Source organism: Sphingomonas sp. BT-65 (assembly GCF_026107375.2).
Lineage (GTDB): Bacteria > Pseudomonadota > Alphaproteobacteria > Sphingomonadales > Sphingomonadaceae > Sphingomonas.
Genome location: NZ_JAPCIA010000002.1, coordinates 575,871 through 588,930, shown reverse-complemented (window position 1 = coordinate 588,930; position 13,060 = coordinate 575,871). Strand labels below are relative to the sequence as shown.

Annotated in this window: 11 protein-coding genes; 7 read left to right on the top strand and 4 right to left on the bottom strand. The window is 61.3% G+C overall.

Translation table 11 applies throughout. The features are described from left to right. Window positions 1-12: 12 nt before the first annotated feature. The gene (locus OK349_RS17320) at window positions 13-1,053 is read right to left on the bottom strand and encodes a M48 family metallopeptidase (RefSeq protein WP_265119156.1); all 1,041 of its coding nucleotides are present in this window, start codon (window positions 1,051-1,053) and stop codon (window positions 13-15) included. Window positions 1,054-1,128: 75 nt separating this feature from the next. Between OK349_RS17320 and OK349_RS17315 the strand changes: the two genes are divergently transcribed. The 7 genes from OK349_RS17315 (at window position 1,129) to OK349_RS17285 (ending at window position 8,518) form a co-directional block, all read left to right on the top strand. Continuing rightward, window positions 1,129-1,920 (top strand): metallophosphoesterase, encoded by a 792-nt coding sequence (locus tag OK349_RS17315; protein ID WP_265119155.1) that lies wholly within the window; start codon window positions 1,129-1,131, stop codon window positions 1,918-1,920. Window positions 1,921-2,107: 187 nt separating this feature from the next. Next, window positions 2,108-2,341, top strand: a complete 234-nt coding sequence (locus tag OK349_RS17310; RefSeq protein ID WP_265119154.1) for a hypothetical protein — start codon at window positions 2,108-2,110, stop codon at window positions 2,339-2,341. 177 nt (window positions 2,342-2,518) lie between these two features. Next, window positions 2,519-3,901 (top strand): O-antigen ligase family protein, encoded by a 1,383-nt coding sequence (locus OK349_RS17305; protein ID WP_265119153.1) that lies wholly within the window; start codon window positions 2,519-2,521, stop codon window positions 3,899-3,901. 174 nt (window positions 3,902-4,075) lie between these two features. Beyond that, on the top strand, window positions 4,076-4,651 hold the full coding sequence (locus OK349_RS17300) for a polysaccharide biosynthesis/export family protein (protein ID WP_265119152.1): 576 nt from the start codon (window positions 4,076-4,078) through the stop codon (window positions 4,649-4,651). Window positions 4,652-4,662: 11 nt separating this feature from the next. Then, window positions 4,663-6,879 carry a GumC family protein gene (locus OK349_RS17295; RefSeq protein ID WP_265119151.1) on the top strand — a complete coding sequence of 739 codons (2,217 nt, stop codon included), beginning with the start codon at window positions 4,663-4,665 and terminating at the stop codon, window positions 6,877-6,879. Further along, window positions 6,879-8,129: a tetratricopeptide repeat protein gene (locus OK349_RS17290; protein ID WP_265119150.1), complete on the top strand. Its 1,251-nt coding sequence runs from the start codon at window positions 6,879-6,881 to the stop codon at window positions 8,127-8,129. Before OK349_RS17295 ends, OK349_RS17290 begins: the two co-directional genes overlap by 1 nt. Next, the gene (locus OK349_RS17285; RefSeq protein WP_265119149.1) at window positions 8,126-8,518 is read left to right on the top strand and encodes a hypothetical protein; all 393 of its coding nucleotides are present in this window, start codon (window positions 8,126-8,128) and stop codon (window positions 8,516-8,518) included. The genes OK349_RS17290 and OK349_RS17285 overlap by 4 nt, the downstream gene beginning before the upstream one ends. A gap of 102 nt (window positions 8,519-8,620) precedes the next feature. Here OK349_RS17285 and OK349_RS17280 read toward each other — a convergent pair whose 3' ends face one another. The 3 genes from OK349_RS17280 to OK349_RS17270 all read right to left on the bottom strand — a co-directional run bounded on the left by OK349_RS17280 (window position 8,621) and on the right by OK349_RS17270 (window position 13,041). Further along, window positions 8,621-9,286, bottom strand: a complete 666-nt coding sequence (locus tag OK349_RS17280) for a transposase (protein ID WP_265119148.1) — start codon at window positions 9,284-9,286, stop codon at window positions 8,621-8,623. 250 nt (window positions 9,287-9,536) lie between these two features. Beyond that, window positions 9,537-11,600, bottom strand: coding sequence for a polysaccharide biosynthesis protein (locus OK349_RS17275; protein ID WP_265119147.1), 2,064 nt, complete (start codon window positions 11,598-11,600; stop codon window positions 9,537-9,539). 106 nt (window positions 11,601-11,706) lie between these two features. Then, entirely contained in the window at window positions 11,707-13,041 is a 1,335-nt protein-coding gene (locus tag OK349_RS17270) for a right-handed parallel beta-helix repeat-containing protein (RefSeq protein WP_265119146.1), read from the bottom strand. Window positions 13,042-13,060: the final 19 nt, after the last annotated feature.

The window sequence follows — 13,060 nt, the reverse complement described above, 5'->3', positions numbered from 1 at the left end:
GGGGATAGTGGTCTATCGCGCGCGCACCAACAAAGGCTGCCAGTTCCCGTCCAACGGCGCGTGGCGTCCCGCGAAAAAGGCCGGGAGCGAAGCGGAGGGGCCGGCTGCCGCGAGCTTGGCGGCTTCCGCTTCCACGGTCGCAACACGATCCTCGAGCGGCGGATGTGAGCGGCTGCGAATCCTGCCGCGCAGCAGCTGCGGTCCGATCTCCCGCCAGAAGCGTCCGGCGATCGACAGGGGATAGCCAGCGCGCGCAAGGATATGGACCGAGAGGAGGTCCGCCTCGATCTCGGTCTGGCGGAAGAGGCCGACATTGCGCCCGAAGCCCGAGGCGAGGCCAAATTCCGCGCCCGCGGCATCGAGTCGCTCACGGTGCCGCAGGATATTATGTGCCAGCTCGTGCGCGACCACGGCAGGCAGCAGTTCGGGATCCCCGGTCTGGAGATATTTTGACGTCAGCTGAACTAGTTCGCCATTGGCCCGCGCATCGAATGTGTCAGCGATACGCAACTCATATCGAGTCCGGCAGGCCGGCTCGGGTTGTACTTGAAAGCTGCGTTCGCGGCCATCGCGCTGGACGATCACCTCGATACCGCTCTGTGGCGGCAATGCCGAAAGCTGCGCATAGAGCGACTCGAGTACGGCGGTCGATGCGTCCGGTGGAGATACAGAGGGGGGGGCGATCGCGCCGATGCGCACGATGACATCGTCGGGCCGGATGCCGGCTCGATCAGCCGGGCTTCCCGCGATGACGCCTTCGGCCGCGACGACGCCTGACATTCTGAAATGGGTGCGGATCGCCTCGCGCGAGCCCGGGGCATATTGTGCAAGCGTATGCAACTGGAGGCCCGTCGCCGGCTCGAGCCGGTCGCACATGGGCGCGGCCGCACGGCTCAGCCGATAGCCGATGGCGGCCAGGCGCATATCGGCCGAGCGCATGGCTTCGAAAGCATCGCGATCCTGCGCCTGAAGAGCCGAGGTCGGGAAGGCGAATGCCCAGGCGGCAAGAGCGAAAGCGATGCCGCCTGGCCAGGACTCGATCCGTTCCTTCATGCCTCGCCCTATGAACGATGATGGTTGCGTGCGAAAGCGGGGCGGCGCTATGGACGCGCCACCGACGGTACCATCATGCTTCGCAACCTTCTTTCAGCGTTCGCCCGGAAAGGCGCCGCCCCACCGCAGCCGACCGGATCTGTGCCTGCAGGCGCGCGCGTATATGCCGTGGGGGATATTCACGGCCGGCTCGACCTGCTCGACGATCTACTTCGCCGAATGGAAGTCGACAATGCCTCGCGCGGCCCTGCCGACACGACCGTGATCTTCCTCGGCGACCTGATCGACCGGGGCCCGGACTCGGCGGGGGTCGTGCAGCGCCTGCTGGAGATCGGCGCGGGAGCCGAAAAGGTTCGCTTTCTCCTGGGCAATCATGAGGAGGTGTTTCTCAGGTCGATCGCTGGTGAAAGCAAAGCATTGCCTTTCTTCCTGCGGATCGGGGGCAAGGAAACGATCCTGAGCTACGGGGTGGGCGAAGCGGAGTATAATAAGTGCGACTATCCCGAGCTGCTCGCCCTGTTGCGCGAGCGGGTTCCGCGGGCGCATCTGGATTTCCTGTCCTCGTTCGAGGATGTCGTCGTGATCGGCGACTACGCGTTCGTTCATGCGGGGATTCGGCCCGGCGTGCCGCTGGATGCACAGAAGCCCGAAACGCTGCGCTGGATCCGCGAGGAATTCCTGAACAGCGGCGGCCCGTTCGAGAAGATCGTGATTCACGGCCATACCATTGCCGACGAAGTGGAGCAGGGGCCGTGGCGCATCGGTATCGACACCGGCGCCTATGCAAGCGGCCGGCTGACCGCGATGGGGTTCGAAGGCGCAGAGCGTTGGATATTGCAGACGAACGGCCCGCGCGCCTTGCGCTGACCTTCTTGCCGTGCGCCTGCCCGCCCCTATATTGGCGGTGGAACCTGTGGTCCGAATCGGTGTTGTGCCTATGCAACGCTCAGATTTGGTTTGTTGTGCGCTGCAGGTTTTGGGTTGCAGGCTTTGTTCGGCTATGCCAATAGGCGTCTGCACTTGAACCGTCGTAAAGAAAAAAGGGAGTATATAGATGCGGTTGGCGAAGATGATGACGGCCATTGCGGCCTGCTCGCTTGCGGTGTCTCCGGCGATTGCCTCGTCGGCGGCTTCGAAGCTGTCGCTTTCGAACGTCCGCGCGTCGACCGATGCGGGTCGCTCGAGCGAAGCTGCCGGCGGCTTTCTGATCCCCCTGATCGCTGTTGTGGCGGTTATCGGCGGCATCATCGTCCTTGTGGACGATGACGATTCGCCCGACAGCCCGTAAGCGGTTTTGCGCAAGGTTTCGAAACGGCAGCCGAGAGGCTGCCGTTTTTTTATCCGGTGCGTGTGGTTTGATTTGCTGACGGGGCAAGCGAACGCCATTGCGGCAATTCTGCGCAATATCAGCAAGCTATCGCTCGCGCCGCGTTCCCGCGCATCGGCAATCTACTAATGAGCGCCGATGCGTAACGCACGTCCAATTCGAAGCCCCGACCACCGCTTCAGCTTGCCGCTCACGCTGCTGGCGGTTTTGCTCGGCCTTTTGTGGCTCGCCGGCGGGGCCTCGCGTGGGGACGCGACTGGGCAGGTGATCGTACGGGCTGGGGCCTGGATGGTCATCGCCGTCGCCATATTTGCCGGGCCGCGACCGGCGCTGGGTGGGATCCGGCCGGTCCTCATCCTTCTCGTCGCCACCATCGCCCTACCGATCATCCAGCTGATCCCGCTTCCGCCTGCCTGGTGGCAGGCATTGCCGGGCCGCGATATTTTGCTCCTCCCCGGCGAACCACCGTCTTTCCGCCCCTGGACAATGACCCCCGCCGCCACGCGCAATGCACTGGCGTCGCTCGTCGTCCCGGCGGCGACGCTATTGTTGCTCGCGCAAGCTGATGAAACAGCTCGCGGCTGGCTGCCATCGATTCTGCTTGCGATGATAGGATCGGCCGTACTGCTCGGCCTTCTGCAATTTTCCGGCGCCCGCTTCGACAACCCATTGCTGAACGATGTACCTGGGCAAGTCAGCAGCATATTCGCCAATCGCAACCATTTTGCGCTGCTGCTGGCGATCGGCTGCCTACTTGCGCCGGTCTGGGCGTTCAGTACGCGCGACGCGCCGGGCTGGCGAGCTCCGGTCGCTGGTGGGCTCATTCTGCTATTCGTGCTTACGATCCTTGCAACCGGGTCGCGGAGCGGCATGCTGCTTGGCGCGATTGCGCTTGTGATCGCGCCGATATTGATCGGTCACCATCTGCGGCGCCGCCTCAAGCACGCCCCGGCCTGGGTGTTGCCGGCGGTGCTCTGTTTGGGGCTGATCACAATTGGCGGCTTCGTATGGTTGAGCTTCGCGGCCGATCGCGCCGAATCGATTGACCGGCTGATCCATCTTGAAACGAATGAAGATATGCGTGCACGAGCGCTCCCCAGTGTGCTGACGATGATCCGCGCTTATTTTCCGTTCGGATCGGGTTTCGGGGGGTTCGACCCAGTATTCCGGATTCATGAGCCGCTCGCGCTGCTGAAATTCACCTATTTCAATCAGGCGCATAACGACTTTCTGGGTATCGCGCTCGACGGCGGTTTGCTGGCTCTTGCCGTGCTTGGCGCGGCGATCGGATGGTGGCTGATCGCAACCGTCCGCATGTGGCGTATGCCAGCAAGTAAAACCATCACCTTCGCGCGTTTAGGCTCCGCGACGCTCTTCCTCATCTTGGTGGCGAGCGCGACCGATTATCCGGCGCGCACGCCCATAATTATGGCGCTCGCAACAATCGCTGCCGTATGGCTGGCACGGGGGAGCGCCGCCAAGCCTCACGCTGCTTTACCGACGGGCGTCAGGGACCTATAGCCCTCGTCGTTTCCTTTCTTTGGAAGAACCTCCGCCCACATGCGTTTTCCGATCCCCATTCTATGTGTTGCGCTGGCAGTCACAAGCTGCGGTGCCCCCGAGCCCATTCGATCCAGCGCGAGTCTGACGGTCATCGAAGGAAGCCAGGTTTTGCCTGCACCCGATCGCAGCGACTTGACCGCAGCCGACCGGCCCGCCCTGATCGGCCCTCTCGATACGATCGAGGTCGATGTCTTCGGTATCGAAAACCTCAGCCGCGAAATGCAGGTTGACGCGAGCGGCCGCATCGCGATGCCGCTCGCCGGTACCATCGATGCGCGCGGCAAGACCGCGCAGGAACTCGCTGCGGCGATCGAGATAGCCTTGCGCGCGCGCTATGTCCGCGATCCCGAGGTGACGGTGAACATCAAAAGCTCGGTCAGCCAAGTCGTGACGATCGATGGGCAGGTCGTCGAGCCGGGGCTTTATCCGGTCACCAATCAGATGACGCTGATGCGCGTGATCGCGTCGGCCAAGGGCCTTTCCGAGTTCGCGCGGCAAGAGGATGTCGTGATCCTGCGCAAGGTTGGCGATCGGAAAATGGCCGGACTGTACAACATCGCGGCAATCCGCCGGGGCGCCTATGAGGACCCGCCGGTTTATGCCAACGACGTCATCATTGTCGGCGACTCTCCGCAGCGCCGACTGTTCCGCGATTTTGTCGCGCTGTCGCCGTTGCTTGCGTCGCCGCTTATCGCCGTGCTGCAATAAGGCGAACCACCATGAACCTGGTCAATCCCAATCTGCGTGCCGGAGTGCCGGCAAGTCCGGCGGTCGGCGTGGGCGCACCTGCGGGCGGCGGCGAGCCGATGCCGATCATCCGCCAGTATCTGCGCATCGCGATGCGCTGGCGCTACCTGATCCTCGGCGCCGCGGCGGCATGCCTTATTCTGGGCCTGATCGCGACGCTCCTGATGACGCCTCAATATACCGCTGCCGCGACGATCGAAATCGCTCGCGAATCCAACCAGGTTACGAACTTCCAAGGAATGGAGCGTGAGACGGGCGTCGCGGATCAGGAATTCTACCAGACCCAATATGGGCTGCTGCGCTCACGCACGCTCGCCGAACGCGTCGCCGCGCAGCTTCGTCTCGTTGACGACAGAGCATTTTTCGAACGGTTCGGCGTCGATCAGGAAGATCCGGCATTTCAGCAGGTCAATGGCCGTTATTCGGCGAGCGGCCGGGCGACCCGCCAGCGCATCGCCGGCGAATTCCTGCTCGACAACATCGACATCGCACCAACCCGTCTCTCACGTCTCGTCGAGATCCGCGTGATGAGCCCCGATGCCGCATTCTCGGCGCGCGTTGCAAATGCATGGTCCGAGAATTTCATTCAAATCAATCTTGAGCGCAAGGTGCAGGCGACCTCCTATGGCCGTAACCTGCTTCAGCGCGAACTTGTCCAGGCCAAGGAACGCCTCGACGAATCGCAGCGCCAGCTCGTCACTTATGCCGAGCAACAGCGCATCATCAACCTGCCCAGCCAGAGCGCGGGAGACGGCAAAACGACTGCCGAGCGTTCGATCGTCGCGGACGAACTGGCGACGCTTAACTCGGCCTTGTCCCAAGCCACCGCAGACCGAATCGCGGCCGAAGCGCGCTTCCGCGAGGCTGGACGCAACGGCCAATCGAGCGAAGCGCTTCGCAACCAGGCGATCAATACCTTGCGTCAGCGCCGCGCGGAACTCGCCGCTGATTATGAGCGGCTGATGGTACAGTTCGAGCCGGGCTATCCCCAAGCGCGAGCGCTTAAATCGCAGATCGACCAGCTCGACCGCTCGATCGCGCGCGAGGAAGGTCGAGTCTCCGGTTCGGTACAGGCCGAATATCGTCAGGCCCAGGAACGCGAGAATGAATTACGCCGGCGGGTCGAGCAGCTGAAAGTAAATTTCCTCGATCTGCGGCGCCGCAGCATCCAGTATAACATCTATCAGCAGGAAGTGGACACCAACCGCGCACTTTATGACGGGCTGTTGCAACGCTTTAAGGAAATCGGCGTCGCTCGCGGCGTTGGTGTCAACAACATCTCGGTCGTCGATACCGCCGACGTGCCGCAAAGGCCTTCGAGCCCGCGCCTGCTGCTCAATCTTGCGATCGCGCTATTGGCGGGACTAGGTCTCGGCGCCGCTCTGGCCTTCGCACTCGAACAAATGGACGAAGCGATCGCCGATCCAATGGAGGTTGAGCGGCGGCTCGGCCTGCCGCTTCTGGGGTCGGTGCCCAAGGTCGAAAACGAATCGCCGCGCGAAGCGCTTCTCGATCGCAAGTCCGATCTGGTCGATGCCTATCTTGCCATCCAGACGAGCCTTGGTTTCACCACCGAGCATGGCGTGCCGCGATCGCTTGCCGTAACCTCGACGAGGCCCGCAGAAGGCAAGTCGACTACCGCGCTCGCCATCGCGACGATGCTGGCGCGCGCGCAAAAGAAGGTCATTCTCGTCGATGGCGACATGCGTTCGCCTTCGATCCATCAGCTGGGCGGAGTTGACCATGATCGCGGGCTCAGCAACTTCCTGTCGGGCCACGACGATATCGCGCAACTCACCTTCGAGATGCGTGATCTGGGTTTCACGGCGATGTCGGCGGGCCCGATCCCGCCCAATGCCGCCGAACTTCTAACCGGCAATCGCCTTCAGTTGCTGATCGCTCGACTGCTTGAGAGTTATGACCATATCGTGATCGACTCTCCGCCGGTGATGGGACTTGCCGACGCGCCGCTCATCGCGAGCCGGGTCGAAGGCGTCGTCTACACGGTCGAATCCCATCGTATCCGCTCGAGCCTGGTCAAAACCGCCCTCGCTCGGCTCGCTGCCGCCAACGCCCACATCCTCGGCGGCATTCTCACTAAGTTCGAGGTGCGCAAGGCCCATTATGGCTACGGCTATGAATATGGCTATGGCTATGGCCGCGACGGGAAAGCGGATACCGCCGCCTGATGGCGCGCCGGACATTTCGTTCGCCAGCATTTGGGCGGACCCCCCGCGAGTGGTTGGCGCGGGGTGTTCTCGCGCTGGCGGCGGTTGCCGCCGGCTATGTTTCGGTCAAGCAGACGCTTGCCTATTCTGTGCGCTCGGCCGATCCGGAACGCGCCCATACGCTCTCACCGTCGGATGGGCGCATCGAGGCGCAACTGGCGATGAAGCTCTTGACGACCGCGACTGGCGATGCCCAGCGCCGCCGGGCCGAGCAACTCGCGCAAGACGCCCTGCGCCGCGAGCCGCTCGCCATTCCCGCGATCGTGACACTAGGCCTGCATGCACAATTGCGAGGAGATCTTCCGCGAGCGCGGCGTCTGTTCGCGCATTCGAGCCGACTGTCGCGGCGCGATCTACAGACGCGCCTCTGGGCGATCGAAGACGCGGTCGCACGTGAGGACGTTCCGGGTGCCATTCGCAATTACGATCTGGCGTTACGCGCATCGCGCCAGGCTCCTGAAATATTGTTTCCGGTGCTTTCGTCCGCGATCGCAGATCCTAGTATCGCGGCCGCACTAGCACCCGTGTTGGCGAGCCGGCCACCTTGGGGCGATGCGTTTCTCACCCATGTCGCCGGATCGGGCCTCGATCCCAAGGTTCGCGCGCGATTCTTTCGGACGTTGAAAGCGCGCCGTATCGCAATTCCCCAAGCCGCTGAGGTAAATGTGGTGAATGCGCTAGTCGCCGCCAACGCGCATGAGGCGGCCTGGGGCTACTACCGCACATTGCATGCGTCTGCCGATCGGCGGCGCTCGAGAGATCCGCATTTCACCGCCCAGCTCGAAACGCCGACCGCGTTCGACTGGGTGCCGGTGACCGACACCCCCGGCATCGCCGCGACAATCCAGCGTAACGATCGGGACGGCGTGTTCGATTTCGCGACGCCGCCCACGGTTGGGGGCGTGATCCTGCAGCAGATGCAGTTTCTCCCGCCGGGCCGCTATCGGATCGAAGGACGCAGTACTGGAATCGACCAGCCTCGCGGGGCGCGTCCCTATTGGTCGCTGGTCTGCGTCGATGGCCGCGAATTGGGGCGGGTCGATCTCCCCAATTCAACCGAAGCGAGCGGGCGGTTTCGTGGGAGCTTCTCCGTGAGTGGGGATTGCCCGACCCAACAATTGCGGCTTGTCGCGCGGCCGTCCAACATTGTATCCGGCGTATCTGGCCAGATCGATGAGGTTGCATTGCAACCTTTGGGAGACGCTCAATGACGACGCACCTTTCAGGGTTCGGCGCGAAGCACAGGCGGCGAATCGGCGTGGCGCTGGCGCTTTTGACGGGGATTGTCCCATCCGCGGTCCAGGCGCAGAACCGGCCCGTCCCCGTGGAAGAGGAAACGCCGCTCGTCATTGTCGATCCGCGGGCTGCCCGGACGGCGGAAACCGACGCAGGGCGGATCGGCCAGCGCCAGACCCGAGAGGACGCCGCTCGCGAAACCGGAATCGAACCGATGGCGCGGATCAGCAACCGCATCGCCAATCGCGTGCAGAACCGCCTGCGGAGCCGGATCGACCGTTTTTACGATCCGCGCGCGAATGCGACATCGCCGTTCGGGGTGGCGGCGGATCAGGCCAAGGTAGCTGGACGAACGCGTCGCTAATAAGCGCTGGTCTAAAAAGGCCCCTGTCACGTGTTTAGAGGGTGTCAACCTTTCATTGTTTCAAGCGTGAGTGCCCAGATTTCTGTGCAAGCGCCAGCGTCATCACGGGCCAGACCGCGTTGACAAAAGACTTGAGCCATAGGCGAGCGTCGGCGAGGTTGAGGAAGCTTTCGAACGAGAGGCTGGCTTGTCGTAACGCGTGGCAATACGGCGTTGCTGTTTGAGCTTGCTAGCATGCGCTCGATGCGGTTGCGATCTTTGCAGCGGCGATAATCGGGACGGAGGGCGCGCTTCGGTCAAGCGCGCGGGATAACGGGCAGGATGCCACGCATGAGCAGGTTTTTTCCCGAAACCTGTCGTCATCGTAGCCCTTGTCGGCGAGCACCCCCTTTGGGCTTGGGTAACGGCAGGGCCATCAGGCCGTCTGAGGCCGTGTAGTCCGATGCCTCGCCACCGGTCAGTGAAGCCGATAGGCAGTCCTTGATTGTCGCAGCGGGCGTGGATTTGCTCGTAAAGCCGCCGCGTGATCGCCAAAAGCCTGCGCAACATCCCCTTTTCCGCCGCCGCCGAAGCATGGCCGCGAACCGTAGTGCTGTCGATCATGTGCTGCCAGTCGTTGGTCAGTGCCAGGTCGACCAGCGTTTTCAGCAGTGCATCCCAGACGCCTTGCTCGGCGCAGCGCCGGAACCGCACATAGACGGAGTTCCACTTACCGTAGCGCTCATGCATGTCGCGCCAAGGGCAGCCAACCCCCAAGACATAGAGCATCCCGTTGAGAAACCGTCGGTTATCGCCCGCTGGTCACGCCCATCGTCCCCGCTCAGATGGAAGTAGTGGACCGACCAGTTCCCATTCTTCGTCCGACAAGTTTCCACGGCCCATGAATGCTCCCCAAAGAGCGGCCTTGAATCAGAACTAGGGCCACATGAGAAATCTCTTTTGTCAACACGACCTAGACTGTCGGCACCGGTCCGCGTGTCTCAGCAGACGTCATAGCGTACTTGGATCGCTTCGATGATCATGCCTGTATGACGACGTTCGGCCGTAAATCTCCGGATATCATCTCTGCCACGCGCTCATAGTGAACCCAATCAACAATTTTCTTGTCAAGACGGTAATCGGTGACCAGCGTCGCTAGAAGCGTGCGCGCGCCCGCCACGTCGCGCGACTGGACCAGAGCTGCCATGTCATTCATGAGCTTGTTAAAAGCCGCCGGCGTGAACGGCAGAGGTTCGTTCGCCTTCATGATCCGCTCATGCGCGGTCGGCATCGGATGGTTGCCGATCAGCAGTTCCTCGTAAAGCTTTTCTCCCGGACGCAACCCGACAACTTCGATCGCAATGTCCCCGTCGGGATTGGTTTCGTCGCGGGGACGGAGACCCGACAGAAGAATCATGTTGCGTGCCAGATCCCAAATCTTAACCGGCTCTCCCATGTCCAAGACGAAAACCTCGCCGCCCTGCGCAAGACCAGCGGCTTGAACAACGAGCTGGGCTGCTTCGGGAATAGTCATAAAATAGCGGGTGATCTCGGGATGGGTAATAGTAATAGGTCCGCCCTCGTCGATCTGGCGTCGAAACAACGGCACGACCGACCCACTTGAGTTTAAGACGTTTCCAAATCGTACCATCGACATGCAGGTAGGAGGATTCGCGCGCGCTGCCATCTGCAGCACCATCTCAGCGAGACGTTTTGTCGCGCCCATTATATTGGTCGGGCGAACCGCCTTATCGGTGCTAATCAGCACGAAATGCGCAACCCCATGCAGAATGGCGAGATCGGCCATCACCTGCGTCCCGAAGACATTGTTGGCGACACCGTCGAGCACATTGTGCTCAACCAGCGGCACATGCTTGTACGCGGCAGCATGATAAATAGTGTGGGGTTGCCAGGCGGCCAAGATCTCATCGATTCGAGCTCGGTCGCGAACTGAGGCGAGCAGGGGGATGATCTCGATCTCACCGACCGAGCGGCTACTGAGCTCTGCATGGATCTGATAGAGCGCGAACTCGTTCTGCTCGACCAGCAGCAGCTTTGCAGGCTGTTGGTCCAGGATCTGTCGGCACAACTCGCTGCCGATTGATCCCCCTGCACCAGTTACCATCACGATTTGCTGGGCCACGGTACGTGCAAGAAGATCCGGCTCGGGGGGTACGGCCGCACGGCCTAGCAAATCATCAATGTCGAGATCACGAACATCTTTTATGCTGATCCGGCCCTTTGCCAAATCCAACATGTCCGGAATAGTTTGAACCTTTACCTGCAGCCCACGAAGACCGGCGATGATTTCGTTGCGGCGCTTGCGCGTTGCGCTTGGCATGGCCAGCAGGACGTCGGTGATAATCCCTGAACGGATCGCCGCGATCATTTCCTCGGGCCGCTTGATCGTCACGCCGTTCAGTGTCCGGCCCTGTAACGTCACGTCGTCGTCGACGAACATCGACACAATCATGTCCTGCGTCGCCGACAGCGCCAGCGCCAACTGGCGCCCGGTAGTGCCCGCGCCATAAATGGCGACGCGTCCGCGGACATTTGTTATTCCTGCAGAGCGACCGAACCACTCGCGCGCGGCGAGCCGCGACAGCAGCATGATGAGCAGCAAGATAATGGGCTGGATGATCGCAACCGTGCGAGGCACGCCCGGCACGGTGATCAGCGTGAACACCACGAAGCCGGGCAGCGCGGCACAAGCGACAGCATAGGTCACGAGCATCATCGCCTGCGATCCGGCGTGGCGGAAGACCTCGCGATGCAGCCCAAAGAGATGGAAGACCGGCAGTGAGATGACCGGCGCCAACAATAAGGCGCACCATACCCCGAATGTCAGCTCCGGCAGCTCGCTTAAACGCAGATAGAAGGCGACCAGGACAGAAAATACACAGGCAAGGGCGTCGCAAGTGATCGCGATAACCCATTTTGTCCTGCGAGGCAGCGACAACAGGGCCTTCGCCAGCGCTTCCGCCGCAGCCGTAAACCATCCAGCAGACAAGCGCACCGAAGAAAGATCCTTGCTCTGCCCCATGCGCACCCCTTGCACCGCTAAGCTCGTCGTTGCCACCTTTGTTTTCAGATCGAGCGACAAAACTCCACTCTGAGCACCGGCGTGATCGGATTTGACATATCCCCTTCGGCGGCGCAACAATAGTAGCTCGCCAAGTTAGCGAAGCGCCCCCGCCTCTCTTTGGTTCCTACCGCGTGACCAGGACAGTCAAGTCGTGCGGTGGAACTGGGACAGGCCGTGGCGTAGCATTCGCATATCGGACATCGATCGCGTGATCCTTCGCCCGCGCTGCGACAGCGATCGCGTCGGGCAAGGGCCGATCGGGATCCACGGCCGCATGATCGCGCGGCAAAGCACCAGCAACTGGGAGGGAGATCGTGCGCGAACCATATGCTTCGATCACTCCCGGAGCTGCGGCGTTTCTGCTGGTCGACCAGCGATGGCCAACTGCGGGGCGCGGCGCGCCACTCACCTGATTGTCACCAATCCGCCCACTGGTGTTTGCGACATTGAGCGCTGCGCCTTGTGCTGATTGAGCGATAAAGCCATTCGCAACGATAACTGCATCAGTTACGCGGGCTGCGGCATCGTTGTATAGTCCTAGGGTTCCTTGACCCGAAAAGTGATTTCCAACCACGACCACACCTGTACAAGCACCAGCAAGGGTGACCGCCGCTCGGCGCGGCGCTACCCCACCGCCGATCGCTTCGCCATTGTTCCCTTCTACGACCAGTCCTGTCACTGTCGTGGCATCGACCGCACAATCGACGGTCTTTAGCGTATTGCCACGGATAGTGATCGTCTGATTCTGGCCGGCGTCGTCCCCAATACGCACGAAGGTGCGCGTCGCGCGATCCGTAAAAGCATTATTGCTCTCAATTACGACTGATCGAGCACCGCCAAGGACGATGCACTCACTAGCAATCGCGTAGAAGTTGTTTCTGGTGATCCTGACATTTGAAACCCGTCCGCCCGTAGCCCCCTGGCCGATCCGGATACATTCCTGCGCCGATACGTCGAAGAGACATCGATCGATCAGGATATCGTCACCATGAGTAATATCGATCGCATGGGTTTGCGGCGTAGCAAAGACTGTATCGAGAATTCGGATCGAGTTACATTGACCTTTGGTCTTGACTATACGAAGCAAAGCTCCACCCGACCCACCCCCGCCGTTGGCACGCAACACTAAATTGTTCAGTCCAAATGAACAGCCCTGCGCGATCGGTTCGACTCTAAAGAGATCGTGTCCGGGACGCTGCTGTTCTATGCGCGCGCCACTAGAATATTCCGCCTGACCCTCTCCTAGCAGTCGAAGACTGCGTTGAATAAGAATTGAACCACTGACGATAAAAAGACCTTGAGGCCACACTAACTCGCCAATCCCCAGAAATGGTGTGTTGCTACCATCGGTCTCAAATCGGGTATTGCGCTCGATTTCACTAATTGCAGCTTGGATAGCATTCGTATCGTCGGTTTTTCCATTCCCGACTGCGCCTGCCCTTGAAAGGGATCGCTCCATGACCGAGCGTCCGCTTGGC